The organism is Neorhizobium huautlense (assembly GCF_030811685.1).
GTDB classification, from domain to species: Bacteria; Pseudomonadota; Alphaproteobacteria; order Rhizobiales; family Rhizobiaceae; genus Neorhizobium; species Neorhizobium huautlense_A.
This window is the reverse complement of the sequence record NZ_JAUSRF010000020.1, coordinates 83046-98862: the sequence shown is the minus strand read 5'-3', so window position 1 is coordinate 98862 and position 15817 is coordinate 83046. Positions and strand designations below refer to the sequence as shown.

The following is a 15817-nucleotide window of genomic DNA, read 5'->3' as shown; positions in this document are numbered from 1 at the left end:
TCTTCATTGCCTCATTCGAACGCGGCCGGCAAACCCGGTGGTTCGCATAAAACAAAACCCCGCCAAAAAATGACGGGGTTTGTCAGCGGTCTGAGGCCGCCTTACCGGCGGCCTTTCATTTTCCTGGTGGTTCAGGCAGCTTTTTTGCCCTTGTCGTTTGCGGATGCTTTTGCAAGCGACGTCAGTTTCTTGTCGGTAGCAACCTCTTCCGAAAGGTTTTGCTCAAGGAGCGGCACAGCTTCCTTCAGACCGAGCTGCGTGGCCCATTCGATCAGAGTTCCATAGCGCGCGATCTCGTAATGCTCGACAGCTTGGGCTGATGAAATCAAGCCAGCGTCGAGCGCGGATGAGCCCTTGAATTCCTCAATAATCTCTTCGCCTTCGGCAATGATGCCCTGGATGGCTTCGCAGGTTTTGCCCCGTGCGGGTTTTCCGAGAAGCTCGAACACCTGTTCAAGTCGATCGATCTGGCCTTGGGTTTCTTCGCGATGTTGGAGGAAACCTTGCCTGCCCTCTTCGGACTGGGATGCTCGTGCCATCTTGGGCAGGGCCTTCAGGATCTGCTTTTCTGCGAAATAGATATCCTTCAAGGTATCAAGAAACAGGTCGTCGAGTGTTTTGGCATTAGCCATAACCGTCCTCCAACTTTTTCAGATGATGCAAAAGGCGGCAGGACTTGGCCGCACCATCCAGAATCAGAAATGACTGGTGGTCGCAATCAGTTCCCGTACGGCAGCGTACAAGGTGTTAGCTGAGACAGCTCCAACTTACCGCCTTCATCGTCGGCACGACGACATTTCATCGCATAGGATCATGCTGGAAAACTCTTAGTGGCCGCACCAGGCTCTAAGGATGCTGCAGTCTCGGCCACAGCACGCACCGATCGAAGCGAGCTGACGAGCCAGAGACGGCGCACGCGATTGGAACAATCTGATGTCTGATCAGGTTACCAAATAGCTTCTCACTGCGGCCGATCGACCGTGGAGGACCGACTTATATTGCGAATTGGATGATCGATGACTGAACTTTGGGAATATCCGGTGGAGATAGATACCGGTGCGAGCGGTGGATTGAAATGTATCAAAAATAGCCGAGAGGCAGTTGCGTCTCTGGCTATCGATTTTCCTAGAGGCGGGGCGGATGCCGGATTGGCAAAGAAAGTCTGCCTTCGGGCGGTCTCTGGTACCGTCCCGGGCGACAGCGCGGCTCAGGCTTTCAGGGTTGCCGCGCGAAGTGCTGGCATACTTCGGGAATGAGCCTCTGATGAAACCAACGTCGCTTTTACTGGTTCATCTCTCATCACCCTAAGGAGCGATCTGATGTCAGACAATAGCACCACCACAATCCGTGCGATCTTCGCAACACGCGAGGAAGCCGATCTTGCGGTCGAACATCTTGTGCAGAAACATGGCGTTCTCCGCCCGGACATTTTCGTTCAGGCCGAAGATGCTGAAAACACCGTCGGTTCGGCGCCTTCAGGCGGTGACATGTCTCGGTCCAAAGGCGCACGCAGGGATGCCCCAATTGCCGGTGATATCGAAGTTTCGGCAGACATCGCCGCAGACCAACCGGCTTCTATCCAGCGCACCATGGGCGAGATTGGCGCCATGCGGGTTTCGGGCCGATAAATGGTGGGTGGGATTATTGGAAACGTTGAAAGCGCAATGCCCAAATGGGGAATATTGGAGGCTACGAAATGGATGAGTGGCGTCGACGGATTTCAGACGACCTGGAAAAAATGGTCGATCGCGCGGTAACGGCGGGTGCGAGGCAAGAGGATATCTTTGTCGAACTTGCAAGTTCAGTCGAGAAACTGAAGAGCGCCCACGACAGGGATCCCGATCCAGCGGACGCACCCTCCGAGATTGCCGTTGATGAACCTGCCAACGAGTGGCCGGCCGCAGAAAAGTGACCGGCGGTGGTACGGTTTTGCGGCAAGCACACTTGTCGGATGCGCATGATCGTGATGCACGCATTGTCCTGATCTTTGCAAGCAAAAGAAGACGCGAGCTTGGGCAGCGCGTGTTTTACCTATCTTGCGAGCTGTTTGATATGATGATCAACCGGTTCTGGCGGAGTTCCGGCGTTCTGTGACGGGCATGTGGAGGGGAATCGCGCCGTGCGTTCCGCTGCGGGTCCGTGCAGCTACCGATCAAGGTTGGTGACTTCACTCGCCGCAGTAAGGCTGTAAAATTTTCCGATAGAGGTCAGATAGCTGGAAATGTCGGCGACGAGATGTGATCGCGAGCCGTACCTTTCTACGATACGGTCGAGCTTGTGCGCGACCTCTCTGTATTGGCCCCGGGGAAGGTCGGCATCGCCAATCACATAGCCAAGACCGGGCAGGGCAGTGATGTCACACCCGGTATCGACGATTGCCGCTACAAATTCCGGGATGTCCTGTCTCTGCATCGTTTTCATTTGCTGTCTTCGCTTCGTTACGGTTGCTTTCGAACATAGGTAGTCGGCAATAGCTATGCGGAAAGCACTGTCCGTCAACGCGTGCTCCATGGTCCAATACCGTACATTCGGTGTTTCGTTGATGAATTTGGTGCTCTTGTCGCTATGCTCCGCAGCATGAATGTTCGCATATCGGGATTTCGCATTTGCCTCACAATTCTTTTAGATGGTTGCAGCCGCCAGGCTCTGAAAGCTGGTATGGCTTTTTCCACGGAGAGAAGTGTGCCGAAGTCTGGGCTGAGGGGATTAGAGGAAATCGTATAGCGCGTTGGTGTTGGGAGGTAGCCGAGTTCAACCTGCATGGCGACATCGGCGGCACTGGCAACGATGACGTTGATCGTTATTCCGCCCAGGTCGTTGCGGCCGATGCCTATCTGGAGAAGGACACTTTATCGTAACTCGCATTGGTACGATTCCAGCCCGTAGACCTATAAACTGGAACTTCGTCATGCGGCCGCCGTCCACGGGAACGGCTTCACCAGATCAGGCGGCGGAGTGGGTTTGCAGATGTCATATCAATCCTTGAGAGGGTCGTGGCCCCAATTCATCAACGAGTGCCGCCACGTCGAATGTTCGACATCTTGCTTAGGCCCACCCTGAGCGAGATGCCGGTGGACGTACCCGACGACCTTATTCATGTGAGCATAATCGTCCTCTTTGAGATCTGCCTTCGACTTGTGCTTGATCTCGACGATCCGACGACCGGAGTGGTGTCCGACGGTCTCGCCACCACCGTCGCCCGACCACCTCGCAGCCTTGCTTTCGTCAGTATCGAGCCAGTCCTTGAGCGTTGCGGGTGCCATGTTCACGGCCTGGCGGAATTCGGCCAGACCTTGTCGCGATCCATCTTCTGCGCGGTCATATGGCATCTCCGGATACAGCGTCGACCGCGGGCAATTCGATACGCTCATTATCTTCGCCGTCCCAGTACTCGATCGCCCGTGCCGATACCATGATCAGCAGAATGCCCGGAGTATCGACGCCCTTTGGAAACCAGCGATCGAGATCCTTCACCCAATGTTGCTCGAACTGGGCCTTGTCGCGGATCAGGCTCGCTTCGCCATCGATCGCAATAAAGATGCCCGGCTTGCCGAGGATGCTCGGTGGTGCGGTAAAGGTGAGGGCGACCCTGTTGTCGCGGCCGATCTCGCTGACCTTTTCCGTGTCTTCGTATGAGAAGAACCAGGAGTCGCCATCATACGCGACATCGCCGTTATTGCTCATTGGACGGCTATTGATCCTGCCGGATCCACCGTTGGTGTTGAACATGCAGAAGTCGATCTTTGCCAGTTTTTCTGAAAGCTCTTCCATCGTCATCGTGCTTATTGTGTTCTCCTCATCGGTCATGATGTGAGAACAACTGGCGTCACTCTACGTTCCCCGCGACATCCTCAGTGTACGAACTGATCTCGAAGAGGTTGCCGTCGGGATCGCGGCAGTAGACCGACATGAGCTTGCCGCGAGCACCGTCTCGTGCAACAGGACCAAGCAGCACTTGAACATCGCATGCCTTCAGATGGGCGATGGTATCATTCGGCGAGGCTTCGGTCAGGAAGCAGAGGTCGTCGCTTCCTGCTGCCCCATGATCAGCGGTGAACCATTCGTCCTTGCTCACGGAGACCGGCCTAAGATTGATGCGCTGCTTTCCGAACAGCATGGCCGTTCTCGGACGTTCAGGATCCGTGCCGTATTCCAGCCGGTCCATTCCTAGCACGCGAGTGTACCACGCGGCTGCTCGCTCGACATCCGCCACGTTCACGACAATGTGGTCAACTGCCTGCACCGTAAACACCGATTTCATCTGCGATCTGTCCTTCCTTCGTGATTAACCAATTGCATCGGGTGACCGAGAGCCATAGCGTGTGTGCCATGCGCGGAAGATTACCAGCAGATGTCGCACTTCGTCCGGACGACTTGGCAAAACTCGAAAGGGTGTTCGCGCAAATGATCCCGGAGCACGACACACACACGGACGAATTGGCCATGCTGCTCATCCGCCTCTTTCAGGATGGCATTGACGACGAGCGCCAACTGCTTGCCGCCGCTGAGAAGTGGTTCCGATAATATTGATCATCCTACCGTCCCGAAATCGGATGATCCAACGCAGTTGCCGCAGGAATTGCACGTGAAAGTCCGTCTCAAGCGCTCAGGCTCGAGATCTTCCGGATGTGATAATCTCCGCTAAGCGCTTGGGCGTTAATCCACGAGCATCAACACCGACATCGAACTGTCGAGGAACTGGTTTGAGCCTCCCGTGCGAGTGCCCATGCAGGTTGATCGAACCCTTTCCCATCTGGTTCCACGTCCGGAACGCGTAATGACAAATGATAAGATGGTGTCCTTCGTCATGAACTTCTGCGTAGTGCTGAACGCTGGCCCATCCGCTTGAGTGAGTGGTCGTTTCCGGATCGTTGTTGCCGATGATGAGGTGTTTGCGGCCGTTAAGCTCGCCAAGGAGCGCTGCACAGTCTCCAGCTCTGGCCGACATGAAGTCGCCCAGATGCCATACGTCATCATCGTGACCGACCACCTCGTTCCAGTTTACGATGAGCTGAGCGTCGTGTTCAGCTATGGTCGCAAAGGGTCGGCGATCGATCCGGAGGACACGGGGATCTCCGAAATGCGTGTCGCCAGTGAAGAAATTCATGTCCTTTAGCCGAATTGACGGGCCGCTGCATAACCGCACGCACTTGCAGCCGCGGTCAGCACCGTTCCCCATACCATGTCGACGATGCTTAGAGTCACTGGCCAGCCTTTGAGGGTCGAGAGGTTCGTCATGTCATACGTTCCGTAGGCAGCGAGTCCGAGAAGGGCACCGTATCCCACTGCTGTCCATGGCGAACCCGCGTCCAGACCCGGGCGCACCGCTAGTATGACAATTGCGGCTGCGAAGAAGAGATAAAACATCGCGGCAACCGCCAAATTCGGGGAAGGTAGCATCAGGTCGCCGAGCTGGTCTCGGTAGAAGCTCTTGGCGATCAATCCCAGCCAGACTGCGTCGATCAATAGAAACGAGAACAGCGTCCCGGCGTAGGCGATGCCAAATGTCTTCATTGGGTGAGCGATCCTGCTTGGGCTTTTGATGTTGGACTGAACACCCGAAGGTCTGTGTTGTTCCCCACGGCGGATATCAGACGCTCGGATCCGGGATCGTGCGCAAAGCAGGCCGGAAGCAATGCACGGCGAACGCCGATCATCCGCATGGCACGACCGGTGACAACCATCCCAAACGCGTCTTGGGCACGGAACAAATTCCATCGTGGACGGTTCTTTCAGTGCATTCGAACCGGGTGCAGGAATTTGGAGTAAGACCATGAAAAAGATTGCTTTTGGCGTTGCCGCCGTTCTTCTCTCGACCTCTGCTGCCTTTGCTCAGAGCGAGACGCCGAAGACCTCGCAGACGACCCCTGCTGTCTCGACTTCGGGCGAACAGAATCCGGGCGCGCCTGTTGCTGGCAAGAACAGCTTCACCGAAGCTCAGGCGAAGGAGCGCATCGAGGAAGCTGGCTACACCGATGTGTCCGGCCTCAAGCTCGACGATCAGGGCATCTGGCGCGCGATGGGCTCCAAGGACGGCAAGCACGGCAACGTCGCGCTTGATTTCCAGGGAAACATCACCATGGCCCAGTAAGCCAGTCCCGAACCAACAAGAACAATACAAATAGGAAATTCCCATGCGCACGATTTCAGGTCTCTACGACTCTTACGACGATGCCCGCTCGGCCGTTAAGGCTCTCGAAGATGCGGGCGTGCCGTCTGATCACATCAGCATCATCTCGAATAAGGACGGCAAGGAAGACATCGAAGGCCAGGGCAATAACGCTGCCGAAGGCGCTGGGACGGGAGCTGGCGTCGGCGCTGTCGCCGGCGGTGCCGGCGGACTTCTGACAGGCCTCGGTATGATGGCCATCCCGGGCGTAGGTCCGGTCGTAGCCGCTGGTTGGCTTGCTGCTACCGCCGTGGGTGCAGTGGCAGGCGCTGTGGCCGGTGGCGCGGTTGGCGGCATCGTTGGTGCGATGATCGAATCCGGCGTCAAGGAAGAAGACGCCCACGTCTATGCCGAGGGTATTCGCCGTGGCGGATCGGTCGTCGTGGTTAAGGTCGAGGACGACAAGGTCGCGGCCTCGGAAGCCATCCTCCGCAGCTCGCGCTCCGTTGACCTCACTGCTCGCCGTCAGGCCTACACGACCGAGGGCTGGGATCGTTTCGATGAAACTGCAGATCCCTACACCGCGGACCAGATTGCGGCCGAGCGTGGTCGCTACCGTACGGACCCGCGCATCTGACGTGTACGGACATCGCTAGACGTGAAGGCCACTCCATGGAGTGGCCTTTTTGCATCATAGAGCTCGAAGGATTGCTCGAGAGGCAAGGCGGCGCCTGTCGAGTTGGAACGAAGTGAGGCCGGGCATGGTTGGCTCTGAGCCCCAGGATTGGAAGGAAGGTCAGATGAAGCATGTTATCGTAGAGGTCTCGGTCACCAGTGCTGAAGGAGAACGCATACCGGTCGGTCTCATGAACACGGAGCAGGCACTGTCGCTCCCGCATGATATGAACATCGAGGTCTCCCATCCTGACCACGATGCGGGCGACACTGAAATCTTCATGGACCGGGCCACCTTCCAAGATCACTTGGCGACGCTTTAACGCGACGCCCCACGAGACAGCATTCTGATAAGCAAAGGACTGGAACCGATATGCGAACAGCGTGTTGGATCACCAAGGTCGCGGCGTGCCAATCGGGCGTGACGGAGACGGTGAACGCAACGGTTTTCCCGATTTCTCGCTGCGGGCAACGGAACGCCAGGCGAGCACCTTTACCTGTCCACTGCGGCCTTAACCTGTAGACTGGCCAAGTACGTACCTTCGACCAAATGGATCACTTGTTATGCTCGAGGGAATGGATTCGAGCTCCGTCAAGGGCCTATTGCGCAGTCGTGATTTAGACGCAGTCCCGGCTATGCATCTCGTTCAACTATCGCCCCAACGTGAATCATGCCCGCTTTGAGGATGTCACAGTAGACGCCAAGGGATCGGCCGGCGTGCCGGACAATTGACCTCAGGACTTCCGCTTCTTCATCCAATCCAGGCTGGGCAACAAGCGTCATACCACAGCGTTTCGCTGGTTCGGTTATCTTGCACATCGAGGCACCGAAGTGCACCGTTTCATCGATCCAGCCCATTTCGGCGAAACCTGCATCCGTTTTAGCATCAACCAGGATGTTGGGGCGAAATCGCCGCCGGTCGATCCTCGCTAATGGCACGAACGTTTCCAGTTTCTTCAACGAGGCGGTGGTCACGACGTGAATGGGAGCCACGCCGTAGCGATTGCTTACCTGTGGCAGCGACACCGTTCGCTGATCCGGTTCCATATACCGACCAACAGCAACGTTAAATCCGAAATGGTCACTCAGCATCGGCGGGAGCCGTGGATCTGCGACATGATGCCAAGTCCCATCGGGAAAACAAATCCTTGCGCCTTCGGCGTCGATGGCGCTGTTCAGGAACAGTGCCGGGCGCCATCTTGCGTCCTTTTCCGGTGCAGCCACGGATCCAGTTGCGGGATCAAAAAGAGCGTATTGGCGGTCGCCCTCTACACCTTTTCGTCCAACCAAGACGTCGCTGCACAATTCTCCGCCCAGCGAACTGACAGGGTAGCGCCAAATTTCCTTGATGGTTCCGATCGTTTCCATGGTCTGCGAATGCAAGGACACAGAGTTTGTTCCCGAGCTCAATCAGGCGGACATCAACAGAGGTGATTTCGCATCGGCGATGTGTTTCAGGATAGCGTTTGCTGCGGTTTCGCCCAGCTCGGCCGCACTGGTGATCCCTTGAACAAACGGGCGCGCGTGCAACAGGAAAGGGATCGCGACACAATAGAGCTGGTTGGTCAGAGGTGCGGTTTTGACCGGGCGGTACTTTTCGTCGACATCGATCCCTCCCGTTCGCATGATTGCTGCAGTATCGTCTTCGCGGATGAGGTCTACGGGCGCTGAGGTCGGCGCTTTTTTGACGCCGCGTTGCTGCAGCAACGTGGGAAAGGGAAGGTCCTGTGCAGACAGCGCAGTTTGACCAGTCGCGTCGATGAAGCTGTCGAAGATCTCCACTTGTTCACCCATAACAACCCTCGCACCCCGTGCAAGGTCGTCCGTCTCGATCTCATAGTTCTCATCCAGCCGAACAATTTCCAGCCGGCCGGCATTTCGAAGCGCCAACAGCCGCTTGATCGACAGGTGCGGTACGGTCGCATATTCATCGACAAAGATGCTCTTGAACGAGCGATTGAAGCGCTGCAGGTCATTCGCGTCGAGATGCGGGATTGCCCGTTCAATGATCTCGTGGGTGATCAGGATTGCATAACGCCATGGAATAGTGAACTGCCGTTCGTAATTGCGCTCGGCTTCGGCCAGATTTGCGGCCGCCCAGACGAATGGGTCGATGTTCGAACGTCGGCCGTAATAGGCTTCAGCAAACGTATCGACAGTCAGAAGGCTCAAGCCGATCTCGGCGGCGTAGTCCGGATCTGCAGCAGTGATCTCCTTGCGGAAAAGATCGAAAACTCTGTCCAGCAGCTGCACGGAACCGGATTCAATTTCTGCATCGATAGCCTGTTTCGTGCAGACCAATGGCGTACGATAGGGAAGTGGGCAGTAGAAATCCGCTTCGGGCAAAAGCCCCTTGCGGGACATCATGGCAGCGCAAAAGTTATCGCCGCCGGAGGCCGGCTGGAATTGCAGATCTCCGGCCGCGTCAAGTACGAATGATCCGCGCGATGACGCAACCGTCAAAAGAGCATCTATTCCGCTCAGAGACGTGCCCAACACACCGAGCCTGCCGTGCCCAGCCGATCTGAGCGCTGCCGCCGGCCATGGCGACGAAAAGTAGCCGGGCTGTACCTCGGTTTGTGCCGGCCAACTGTGTCCCGTTGCCATCACGACATGATCGAACACCGCGTCGAATTCGCCGTCAGGTCCACCGACTATGAGGCGGATATCGTCCGCACCGAGAGCGATATCGGTCACCCGGTGGCCGCTGTAAACTTCGATAGCGTGACCACGGTTTCGACCATTCGTCAAAATCGCTGTGAATTGATCCTGAAAATAGTCGCCTAGGACCAGTCGTGGGTAGAATTCCCGTTCGTTGATTTTCGTGCGCACGATGGAAAACTGGTCGAGATATTCGTCGCTCTGGTGATTGAGCCAATCGACGAGCGTTTCACCCAGCATCGGGATTTCGATGCTGGGAATGTTAGAGAGCATGACCGGATCATTTGCACCGGGAAGGTAAGGGGTTCCTTTCCCCGCATTCTGCTCGGCCTCATAGACGTTAATAAATAACGGGATGGCGGATGTGATCAGGTTTTTGAGAGTGAAGATGCCGGTGGGCCCGGAACCGATAATGCAAATCCTGCCGATCATACGCGATTACTCCAGCGCTGCCCGTCGCGGTATTTGCATCTAACGGCGACGGTGCGGCGCGGTTCCTGCGAAAGCTTGATCTGTACGTTTGCGGACTGATGACAGAGTGTGCCGCTCCCAGGACGCCGGGAACCGGATCAAGGAGGAATTGTTGGTCCTGTTACAACGCCAAAACAAACGGAGTTCAGGGGAAACGATGTCACGTCTCGTGTGCGCAATATTTATCGACGGCGAGAAGGTTCTGCTGGTGAAGCGTGCCCGTCACCGAAAATGGTCGCCAGACAAATGGGATCTGGTCGGTGGCCACGCAGAAAAAGGCGAGGGGCTCGATATTGCTCTCGTCCGCGAGTGCCAAGAGGAAGTCGGATTATCGCCTCTAGCATTCAATGAGGTTGCCACACTCTACGAGGCGGATGACAAGGATAGGGGATCGCCATTTCACATCTACGTCGTCAGACAATGGACAGGCGGGGTGGCCAAACTACTGGGTCATGAACATTCGGAACTTGATTGGTTTACGGCTGGCGATATCGAAGCTCTTGAATTGGCAATGCCGGAATACCGCGAAGTGCTGATCGAAATTTTGAGTCAGGATTAGGCGTGTTTGCGATGATAGCAGCATAGGAACGGCATTTTGTTATCGCGGTTCGAACGCGCGGCGTCTGCCCTATGTGGGCGGACGATCAACACAGACTGCCCTATTTGGGAAGCCGCGCAAACCACACGGCGTAGGGTGAGTTTTTGACAAGATACTGATTAAAGTCAGGTTCGCCATCGTTCCACCAGACCGGCCCTCGCTCGCCGAGCGCTACCTTGGCATCGTTCACGCGTTGGCGCGCGTCTGCGAGTGCGTGAGCGTCTCCTTTCGCAGCTCGCACATCCCGCCTCGCAGACATCAATGCCCTAACCAGTCGCTGTCTGGTTTCTTCGTCAAGGGCGGGATTGCTTCTGCGCCAAAGGCGACCGCGCACAACAAAATATCTGCCGTCCGAAGTTTCAGGATATCTGTCGGCCGTTTTCGCCATCACAACAACGAGCGTTGCGCGGGTTCGACGGTTTGGTTCTCGCGAGCGTATCCACGGCTCGTCAACTCACTTTGGGCGCTGAAACGAATATCGACATCCCGGTCGCCAAGAAATTCCTGAAGGCCGGCCAGACTGAGCCGATCCCAGCTCTTGCCACGGTCCGGCCCCGAGGGTACGCGCGGGAGCAGTCCCGGTTCGTTGCTCCACTTCAATAATTGCTCGACGGATGCGGCATTCAACAGGTCTCGCAGGTGACGGGCGGTAACATAGGCGTCAGGCATGGCTCTGTGGGCGGGCAAGCCAATATCGTGGATCAGTCCCTCCGGCATTCGCTGATAACGCAGCATCTGATTGGAAAAACGCGGTAGATCAGGCCAGATCCGCAGCGCGCATTTCCAGGTGCATATCCAGAACGCGCCGCCCGTGAGGCTTGGACGGCAATATCTTTGCTCGAAAGCGGCGCGGTGTGCCGCCAAGGCCCGAACACCACCTTCCGGCTGCAGGATGCCAGGCGCCACCTGCTTCCAGAAGGGTGCGTTGATAACGTCTTCATCGCGAATGTGGTGGATTGCCATCGTCTCGGCGGAGATCGCGCGGCCGGGGTTAACGAAACGAGCTCCGCGCTCCTCGCTGAGGCTCCATTCGCCATCACCGACACGAATGACGTCCTGCCAGCCGATCTCGCAGACGTCGTTCGGTCCGTTTCCGGCTGTCTCCAGATCGATGACGCGAATGCGGGTTATCGACACGATCGCTGCTCTTTCAATCTTTGCCCGATTGTAATCGAGATGAAGTGGGACTGGTTCCCTTAAAATCGATTGCGTGCCGATCGGATCGGATCAGGAACTTCTGAGAGGCTGTCGCATTGGCGCTTGAGATATAGGAGAAACCAATGACCCTGACGCATCCCGCCCCCAGATACACTCTCGAAAAGCTGCAGGAGTCATATGACTTGAGTATCCCGCAGGCCGTCAACATCATGGAAAAATTCGGATCGGAAAAAGATCGGATCGATCGCTTCATGCGCCGTTGTGATAGACATCGCGGCCTCAAAGCCGGAGGAACAAAATCCCGAACCTGATGTTTTCTCATCATCAGAACAACAAAAGGAGGAAGCATCATGGACTGGAACCGCGTTGAAGGGAATTGGAAGCAGGTGAAGGGCAAGGTCAAGGAACAGTGGGGCAAACTCACTGACGACGACCTCGATGTCATCAATGGTAAGCGTGACCAGCTCGAAGGAAAAATCCAGGAGCGCTACGGTTACCAGAAGGACCAGACCAAGAAGGATATCGACGACTGGTATGGTCGTCAGACTTGGTAAACCATGTCCGTCAAACCCCGCTTCGGCGGGGGTTTTTCTTTGGAACGGAGTTTCCGTCCGATTGTTTTGCAAGCCCATCATGCCAAAGGAAACGTAATCCGAATGTCTGTAATTTTATGGGATAAGCCCGTTAATGTTCACGGGCGCCTATTTTTTGGTCCTCTCGAAGCCTTGGCATTTCTCGAAACGACCTTGTCCGGGCGCGCCGATCTTCACTACCGGCTGGCATGCTCCATGATGAACGATGCGGTGAACGGTCGCGTCTCGCCTGACGAGGCACGAGAATTTTTTGAAGCTGTCGTGGCTGAAACTTCCGACGAACACAAAAGCGAACTGCTTTTGGCCAGTTGAAGGCATGTCGTTGCCAAAAGACGAAGCGATGATCTTTCTTTGCGTTTCAGCACGGAACCAAACTCGCATGCTGTCGTTTTAAGGCGCCACGAAAATTCGAGATTACAATGGCATACGAGGAAATACACATGAAAACGATTATCGCTGCCGCAATGACTTTCTCTTTGATGGGCACCGCCGCCTACGCTCAGCAGCCTGCAGCTCCTGCAGCATCCAGCGCTGACGCCGCGATTGTCGGCCCGGGCATCGCTATGGGCAAGGCAGCCACCATGCCGCTCAAATATGTCGAGATCCAAGACACCGATCTCGTGACCTCGAAGCTCGTCGGTATCAATATCTACAACAAGGCCAACGAAGAGATCGGCGAGATCTCTGACGTCGTGATCGGTAACGGCAAGTCGGTTATCGGTGTCGTCGCAAGCGTCGGAGGTTTCCTTGGCCTTGGAAGCAGCTATGTGGTGATCGATCCCGCTTCTCTGGCGATCGCAGACGATAACGGTACCTGGAAGGCCTATGTCGATACGAACAAGGAAGACCTCTCGGCCGCACCGAAATTCGATTACGACAAGATGAAGAAGTAAGATTTAGCGAGACTGTTTTTGCCGGCTACCACGGATGTACTGGGGCTTGCTGAAACATGCGCGAGGGCCGGGCGAGAGATCGCCGCGGCCCTTCGGTGTACTGGGAGATATGTCAGCTTGCTATGAGCACGGCCTTCAAGTGCAGGTCGCAGCGGACAGGTAAAGGTGCTCGCCTGGCATTTCGTTGCCCGCAGCGAGAAATCGGAAAAACCGCTGCGTTCACCATCTCCGTCATGTCCGATTGGCACGCTGCGGACCCTCTTGACAACCTGCCGCATCCAGCATCGTTCCGTACAAAATTTCTGACGGCATTGAAAAACGGACGCAACTCGAGAAGGCGGCGCGTTTTACGGGCTCGCGATCTGGCTGGCAGCTATGGAGCCTGCGTTTTGGTAGCCCCTTCAAATTGCGCCTTATCGAGCCGCGCGTTCAACCAGCAGCCGACGCCATCTTTCGATATATCCATCAACATATCGCTGATTAATCCCGGATGCCGACATTTGAGCTTCGAGCACTGCCAGGTTGAAGCTCTCGAGTGGTGTGTTCGCTGGGAACACCTTTAATGCGTATTTGAAAGTGTCCTCCCAACTGCGTTGCGTCGAGACGGTTTCGTCGAGAAGGTGAGGGCGATAGCTTTCAATGAGTTCACCTAGGGTCATGCCTGCCGCCTACCATTCGATGTCGCTTCCATCATAAGCAAGGTAACGTCCGGTTTCGGTCAATCCGTCAACTGCTTTCAGGATCGATGCGGATGCTTCGTCTGCGCTAACGGTAGCATGCTTGCCTGAATATGGGTTTGATAGCGACGTGCGGACGGTGCCAGGATGTACAGCAGCTATCACGGCGCGTGGATGTGAACGTGAAATCTCGATGGACGCCGTCTTCACGACCTGATTGAGCGCGGCCTTGGATGACCGATATGAAATCCAGCCGCCCAGGCGGTTATCACCGATCGACCCAACACGCGCTGAAAGAAAAAATGCGATTGACCGCGCTTGCTTGTCCAGCAAAGGCAGAAAATGTTTCGCGACGAGTGCAGGACCGATCGCATTCACCCGAAATTGCTTGAGCATGATTTCGGGATCTATTTCCCGAAGGGCCTTTTCTGGTCCACGATCACCCACAGTCAGGACACCGGTTGCGCAAACCAGGAGGTGTATGGGTTTGCCTGACAGGCGTTCAGCGGCCGCCGAGATTTTTGTCTCATCCAGAAGGTCGAAACTGTCTTGGCTGCGAGACAGGCCATTGAGGTTGCCGATGTTGGGATGAGTTTTGAGACGATCGAAGATTGACGATCCGATCCCGCCGCTTGCACCGATCACAACGGCGTTGAAGCCGTTGGGCAATGACTGCGGGATGGGTGTTGTAAAATCAATGCTCATAAGGTCCCAGGTTACAGGCACATCTGCCGTTGTGATAGGCCGGCCGGTTGACGTCTTGGGGGCGGTAGCTTGATGCCAAGAAGAGTGGTGGTCCCTTAGCATAGGGCTGGTCCCTTGCGACGAACGGCTTTAGCCGTCGTCAACGACATCCGTTTCCGGTCGATCACCGCCTTCGACATGCTGTGTCTGCCAACGACCGTCAGCCAGTTGAAACTGGATTTCGACATTGTCGCCACCGATCTGCTGGCCCTGTGCTGCGTCGTTCGCGGCTGCAAGCGCAGCTTCATGGGACGGGAACGGTCCGGACCAGACGTCATCAACCCTGTACGCAAAGCCTCCATCGTGTTCTGCCACGTGATATGTCGCATTCGCCATCCTAATCTCCTTCGTGGTGATGACGAACGTTGCCGCGCGTCGCCGGTTCCGTTGACGTTGCAACAAGCGGTTTTCAAAAAGATCGCTGCCCGGCCGATAGGTCGGTGGGAACACCTTTTGCCGCGGTCGGTTCTGCCACATGACAAACGTCATTGAGAGGAGATTACGATGTCTAATGCGACGCAAGGCGGCGGCGTTTCCCACGCCAACACTGGTACGACCGCGACAAATTTCGGCGGTTCGGTCGAAAGTCGAGCGCAGCGGGAAGATGCCGCACGTCTGGAAGCTCAAGGCAAGGCTAGCGAGGTTCTCAACGTCTATCGTCTTGAACCGACCGCGGCTCCTTCCGATCCGCGCTGGGACAATTCGCCTTCAATGGGCGTCGTCACGGTCGCGGCGCGAACGGCAGGCGACGCCAGGATCGTCGCAACTGGGCTGGAACTGGATTTTCAAGAAATCGATTCTGCTCCCGCTGACGATGTCACGACGAGAAATGCCAGCGCCTTCCGGGATGAAAAACTTTACACCGTGATCGAGCTGGAGAACGGACGGGTTGATCTGACACGCGGCGTCGTCGAGGGGGAGACTGTCGTTGACCTGATCAAGCCGACACAGCTTTGATCGACGAGCCCCGCAACTCCGGTAAGATGGCCTGAATGACAAGATACTTTTTCAATATTCAAAGACATGACGTCCTGGAGGAAGATCCCGACGGTGCGGAATTCGACACGTTGCAACAAGCAATACAGGAAGCGGTTCTGGCAGCGAGAGAACTTCTTGCGGAGAAAGTCAGGCACGGCGATATCGTCGACGGAGATGCCTTCAAGATCACCACGGCAGACGGCGAGGTTGTTCACAGCCTGCCCTTGAAGTCAGTGCTGCGGCTTGAATGATCGAGTAG

Annotated in this window: 27 protein-coding genes; 14 read left to right on the top strand and 13 right to left on the bottom strand. The window is 56.0% G+C overall.

The window, feature by feature from the left end; all coding sequences use genetic code 11:
* Positions 1–131: 131 nt before the first annotated feature.
* Positions 132–632, bottom strand: coding sequence for a YciE/YciF ferroxidase family protein (locus J2T09_RS23280; protein ID WP_306839071.1), 501 nt, complete (start codon positions 630–632; stop codon positions 132–134).
* 384 nt (positions 633–1016) lie between these two features.
* On the opposite strand from J2T09_RS23280, the gene J2T09_RS23275 reads away from it, so the two are divergent.
* From J2T09_RS23275 to J2T09_RS23265, 3 genes are all read left to right on the top strand, one after another.
* A complete protein-coding gene (locus J2T09_RS23275; protein WP_306839069.1) occupies positions 1017–1256 on the top strand; it encodes a DUF982 domain-containing protein in 240 nt (79 codons plus the stop codon).
* A 63-nt stretch (positions 1257–1319) separates the two neighbouring features.
* A complete protein-coding gene (locus tag J2T09_RS23270) occupies positions 1320–1628 on the top strand; it encodes a hypothetical protein (RefSeq protein ID WP_306839066.1) in 309 nt (102 codons plus the stop codon).
* Positions 1629–1696: 68 nt separating this feature from the next.
* Positions 1697–1912: a hypothetical protein gene (locus tag J2T09_RS23265; RefSeq protein ID WP_306839064.1), complete on the top strand. Its 216-nt coding sequence runs from the start codon at positions 1697–1699 to the stop codon at positions 1910–1912.
* Positions 1913–2145: 233 nt separating this feature from the next.
* Here J2T09_RS23265 and J2T09_RS23260 read toward each other — a convergent pair whose 3' ends face one another.
* The 4 genes from J2T09_RS23260 to J2T09_RS23245 form a co-directional block, all read right to left on the bottom strand.
* Positions 2146–2421: a hypothetical protein gene (locus J2T09_RS23260; protein ID WP_306839062.1), complete on the bottom strand. Its 276-nt coding sequence runs from the start codon at positions 2419–2421 to the stop codon at positions 2146–2148.
* 554 nt (positions 2422–2975) lie between these two features.
* The gene (locus tag J2T09_RS23255; protein ID WP_306839060.1) at positions 2976–3263 is read right to left on the bottom strand and encodes a DUF3140 domain-containing protein; all 288 of its coding nucleotides are present in this window, start codon (positions 3261–3263) and stop codon (positions 2976–2978) included.
* Positions 3264–3318: 55 nt separating this feature from the next.
* Positions 3319–3786 carry a pyridoxamine 5'-phosphate oxidase family protein gene (locus tag J2T09_RS23250; RefSeq protein ID WP_306839079.1) on the bottom strand — a complete coding sequence of 156 codons (468 nt, stop codon included), beginning with the start codon at positions 3784–3786 and terminating at the stop codon, positions 3319–3321.
* 40 nt (positions 3787–3826) lie between these two features.
* Positions 3827–4261, bottom strand: coding sequence for a VOC family protein (locus J2T09_RS23245; protein WP_306839059.1), 435 nt, complete (start codon positions 4259–4261; stop codon positions 3827–3829).
* Between the two features lie 113 nt (positions 4262–4374).
* On the opposite strand from J2T09_RS23245, the gene J2T09_RS23240 reads away from it, so the two are divergent.
* Entirely contained in the window at positions 4375–4524 is a 150-nt protein-coding gene (locus tag J2T09_RS23240; protein ID WP_306839057.1) for a hypothetical protein, read from the top strand.
* A gap of 82 nt (positions 4525–4606) precedes the next feature.
* Here the strand turns inward: J2T09_RS23240 and J2T09_RS23235 are convergent, their stop codons facing one another.
* Both J2T09_RS23235 and J2T09_RS23230 read right to left on the bottom strand, forming a co-directional pair.
* Entirely contained in the window at positions 4607–5107 is a 501-nt protein-coding gene (locus J2T09_RS23235) for a hydrolase (RefSeq protein WP_306839055.1), read from the bottom strand.
* A 5-nt stretch (positions 5108–5112) separates the two neighbouring features.
* Positions 5113–5514: a DUF2177 family protein gene (locus tag J2T09_RS23230; RefSeq protein WP_306839052.1), complete on the bottom strand. Its 402-nt coding sequence runs from the start codon at positions 5512–5514 to the stop codon at positions 5113–5115.
* A 259-nt stretch (positions 5515–5773) separates the two neighbouring features.
* Between J2T09_RS23230 and J2T09_RS23225 the strand changes: the two genes are divergently transcribed.
* The 3 genes from J2T09_RS23225 to J2T09_RS23215 all read left to right on the top strand — a co-directional run bounded on the left by J2T09_RS23225 (position 5774) and on the right by J2T09_RS23215 (position 7107).
* A complete protein-coding gene (locus J2T09_RS23225; protein WP_306839050.1) occupies positions 5774–6091 on the top strand; it encodes a PepSY domain-containing protein in 318 nt (105 codons plus the stop codon).
* A 43-nt stretch (positions 6092–6134) separates the two neighbouring features.
* Positions 6135–6746 (top strand): general stress protein, encoded by a 612-nt coding sequence (locus tag J2T09_RS23220; RefSeq protein WP_306839049.1) that lies wholly within the window; start codon positions 6135–6137, stop codon positions 6744–6746.
* Positions 6747–6909: 163 nt separating this feature from the next.
* Positions 6910–7107 carry a hypothetical protein gene (locus tag J2T09_RS23215; RefSeq protein ID WP_306839047.1) on the top strand — a complete coding sequence of 66 codons (198 nt, stop codon included), beginning with the start codon at positions 6910–6912 and terminating at the stop codon, positions 7105–7107.
* Positions 7108–7418: 311 nt separating this feature from the next.
* Here J2T09_RS23215 and J2T09_RS23210 read toward each other — a convergent pair whose 3' ends face one another.
* Entirely contained in the window at positions 7419–8153 is a 735-nt protein-coding gene (locus tag J2T09_RS23210; RefSeq protein WP_306839045.1) for an MOSC domain-containing protein, read from the bottom strand.
* A 42-nt stretch (positions 8154–8195) separates the two neighbouring features.
* Positions 8196–9878 carry an FAD/NAD(P)-binding protein gene (locus tag J2T09_RS23205; protein WP_306839043.1) on the bottom strand — a complete coding sequence of 561 codons (1683 nt, stop codon included), beginning with the start codon at positions 9876–9878 and terminating at the stop codon, positions 8196–8198.
* Between the two features lie 196 nt (positions 9879–10074).
* Here J2T09_RS23205 and J2T09_RS23200 point away from each other — a divergent pair, with 196 nt between their 5' ends.
* Complete coding sequence (locus J2T09_RS23200; protein ID WP_306839042.1) at positions 10075–10476, top strand: NUDIX hydrolase; 402 nt, start codon at positions 10075–10077, stop codon at positions 10474–10476.
* A 426-nt stretch (positions 10477–10902) separates the two neighbouring features.
* Here J2T09_RS23200 and J2T09_RS23195 read toward each other — a convergent pair whose 3' ends face one another.
* Positions 10903–11652 carry a DNA polymerase III subunit epsilon gene (locus J2T09_RS23195; protein WP_306839040.1) on the bottom strand — a complete coding sequence of 250 codons (750 nt, stop codon included), beginning with the start codon at positions 11650–11652 and terminating at the stop codon, positions 10903–10905.
* A 143-nt stretch (positions 11653–11795) separates the two neighbouring features.
* On the opposite strand from J2T09_RS23195, the gene J2T09_RS23190 reads away from it, so the two are divergent.
* The 4 genes from J2T09_RS23190 to J2T09_RS23175 all read left to right on the top strand — a co-directional run bounded on the left by J2T09_RS23190 (position 11796) and on the right by J2T09_RS23175 (position 13159).
* Entirely contained in the window at positions 11796–11984 is a 189-nt protein-coding gene (locus J2T09_RS23190) for a hypothetical protein (RefSeq protein WP_306839038.1), read from the top strand.
* A gap of 39 nt (positions 11985–12023) precedes the next feature.
* Complete coding sequence (locus J2T09_RS23185; RefSeq protein ID WP_306833312.1) at positions 12024–12227, top strand: CsbD family protein; 204 nt, start codon at positions 12024–12026, stop codon at positions 12225–12227.
* A gap of 3 nt (positions 12228–12230) precedes the next feature.
* A complete protein-coding gene (locus J2T09_RS23180; protein WP_306839036.1) occupies positions 12231–12578 on the top strand; it encodes a DUF982 domain-containing protein in 348 nt (115 codons plus the stop codon).
* Between the two features lie 128 nt (positions 12579–12706).
* Positions 12707–13159 carry a PRC-barrel domain-containing protein gene (locus J2T09_RS23175; RefSeq protein ID WP_306839034.1) on the top strand — a complete coding sequence of 151 codons (453 nt, stop codon included), beginning with the start codon at positions 12707–12709 and terminating at the stop codon, positions 13157–13159.
* A 413-nt stretch (positions 13160–13572) separates the two neighbouring features.
* On the opposite strand, the gene J2T09_RS23170 is transcribed toward J2T09_RS23175, so the two are convergent.
* The 3 genes from J2T09_RS23170 to J2T09_RS23160 all read right to left on the bottom strand — a co-directional run bounded on the left by J2T09_RS23170 (position 13573) and on the right by J2T09_RS23160 (position 14916).
* The gene (locus J2T09_RS23170; protein WP_306839031.1) at positions 13573–13818 is read right to left on the bottom strand and encodes a hypothetical protein; all 246 of its coding nucleotides are present in this window, start codon (positions 13816–13818) and stop codon (positions 13573–13575) included.
* A 9-nt stretch (positions 13819–13827) separates the two neighbouring features.
* The gene (locus J2T09_RS23165; RefSeq protein WP_306839029.1) at positions 13828–14541 is read right to left on the bottom strand and encodes an SDR family NAD(P)-dependent oxidoreductase; all 714 of its coding nucleotides are present in this window, start codon (positions 14539–14541) and stop codon (positions 13828–13830) included.
* A 129-nt stretch (positions 14542–14670) separates the two neighbouring features.
* Positions 14671–14916 (bottom strand): DUF2188 domain-containing protein, encoded by a 246-nt coding sequence (locus tag J2T09_RS23160; protein ID WP_306839026.1) that lies wholly within the window; start codon positions 14914–14916, stop codon positions 14671–14673.
* A gap of 168 nt (positions 14917–15084) precedes the next feature.
* Here J2T09_RS23160 and J2T09_RS23155 point away from each other — a divergent pair, with 168 nt between their 5' ends.
* Positions 15085–15537: a hypothetical protein gene (locus J2T09_RS23155; protein ID WP_306839024.1), complete on the top strand. Its 453-nt coding sequence runs from the start codon at positions 15085–15087 to the stop codon at positions 15535–15537.
* A 35-nt stretch (positions 15538–15572) separates the two neighbouring features.
* Positions 15573–15809, top strand: a complete 237-nt coding sequence (locus J2T09_RS23150) for a DUF6894 family protein (RefSeq protein ID WP_306839023.1) — start codon at positions 15573–15575, stop codon at positions 15807–15809.
* Positions 15810–15817 lie beyond the last annotated feature (8 nt).

What these genes read in the sequence shown, in the direction of transcription:
- J2T09_RS23280 (WP_306839071.1), bottom strand. Translation starts at nt 632, where the DNA reads ATGGCTAATGCCAAAACACTCGACGACCTGTTTCTTGATACCTTGAAG.
- J2T09_RS23275 (WP_306839069.1), top strand. Translation starts at nt 1,017, where the DNA reads ATGACTGAACTTTGGGAATATCCGGTGGAGATAGATACCGGTGCGAGC.
- J2T09_RS23270 (WP_306839066.1), top strand. Translation starts at nt 1,320, where the DNA reads ATGTCAGACAATAGCACCACCACAATCCGTGCGATCTTCGCAACACGC.
- J2T09_RS23265 (WP_306839064.1), top strand. Translation starts at nt 1,697, where the DNA reads ATGGATGAGTGGCGTCGACGGATTTCAGACGACCTGGAAAAAATGGTC.
- J2T09_RS23260 (WP_306839062.1), bottom strand. Translation starts at nt 2,421, where the DNA reads ATGAAAACGATGCAGAGACAGGACATCCCGGAATTTGTAGCGGCAATC.
- J2T09_RS23255 (WP_306839060.1), bottom strand. Translation starts at nt 3,263, where the DNA reads ATGGCACCCGCAACGCTCAAGGACTGGCTCGATACTGACGAAAGCAAG.
- J2T09_RS23245 (WP_306839059.1), bottom strand. Translation starts at nt 4,261, where the DNA reads ATGAAATCGGTGTTTACGGTGCAGGCAGTTGACCACATTGTCGTGAAC.
- J2T09_RS23235 (WP_306839055.1), bottom strand. Translation starts at nt 5,107, where the DNA reads ATGAATTTCTTCACTGGCGACACGCATTTCGGAGATCCCCGTGTCCTC.
- J2T09_RS23230 (WP_306839052.1), bottom strand. Translation starts at nt 5,514, where the DNA reads ATGAAGACATTTGGCATCGCCTACGCCGGGACGCTGTTCTCGTTTCTA.
- J2T09_RS23225 (WP_306839050.1), top strand. Translation starts at nt 5,774, where the DNA reads ATGAAAAAGATTGCTTTTGGCGTTGCCGCCGTTCTTCTCTCGACCTCT.
- J2T09_RS23220 (WP_306839049.1), top strand. Translation starts at nt 6,135, where the DNA reads ATGCGCACGATTTCAGGTCTCTACGACTCTTACGACGATGCCCGCTCG.
- J2T09_RS23215 (WP_306839047.1), top strand. Translation starts at nt 6,910, where the DNA reads ATGAAGCATGTTATCGTAGAGGTCTCGGTCACCAGTGCTGAAGGAGAA.
- J2T09_RS23210 (WP_306839045.1), bottom strand. Translation starts at nt 8,153, where the DNA reads ATGGAAACGATCGGAACCATCAAGGAAATTTGGCGCTACCCTGTCAGT.
- J2T09_RS23205 (WP_306839043.1), bottom strand. Translation starts at nt 9,878, where the DNA reads ATGATCGGCAGGATTTGCATTATCGGTTCCGGGCCCACCGGCATCTTC.
- J2T09_RS23200 (WP_306839042.1), top strand. Translation starts at nt 10,075, where the DNA reads ATGTCACGTCTCGTGTGCGCAATATTTATCGACGGCGAGAAGGTTCTG.
- J2T09_RS23190 (WP_306839038.1), top strand. Translation starts at nt 11,796, where the DNA reads ATGACCCTGACGCATCCCGCCCCCAGATACACTCTCGAAAAGCTGCAG.
- J2T09_RS23185 (WP_306833312.1), top strand. Translation starts at nt 12,024, where the DNA reads ATGGACTGGAACCGCGTTGAAGGGAATTGGAAGCAGGTGAAGGGCAAG.
- J2T09_RS23180 (WP_306839036.1), top strand. Translation starts at nt 12,231, where the DNA reads ATGTCCGTCAAACCCCGCTTCGGCGGGGGTTTTTCTTTGGAACGGAGT.
- J2T09_RS23175 (WP_306839034.1), top strand. Translation starts at nt 12,707, where the DNA reads ATGAAAACGATTATCGCTGCCGCAATGACTTTCTCTTTGATGGGCACC.
- J2T09_RS23170 (WP_306839031.1), bottom strand. Translation starts at nt 13,818, where the DNA reads ATGACCCTAGGTGAACTCATTGAAAGCTATCGCCCTCACCTTCTCGAC.
- J2T09_RS23165 (WP_306839029.1), bottom strand. Translation starts at nt 14,541, where the DNA reads ATGAGCATTGATTTTACAACACCCATCCCGCAGTCATTGCCCAACGGC.
- J2T09_RS23160 (WP_306839026.1), bottom strand. Translation starts at nt 14,916, where the DNA reads ATGGCGAATGCGACATATCACGTGGCAGAACACGATGGAGGCTTTGCG.
- J2T09_RS23155 (WP_306839024.1), top strand. Translation starts at nt 15,085, where the DNA reads ATGTCTAATGCGACGCAAGGCGGCGGCGTTTCCCACGCCAACACTGGT.
- J2T09_RS23150 (WP_306839023.1), top strand. Translation starts at nt 15,573, where the DNA reads ATGACAAGATACTTTTTCAATATTCAAAGACATGACGTCCTGGAGGAA.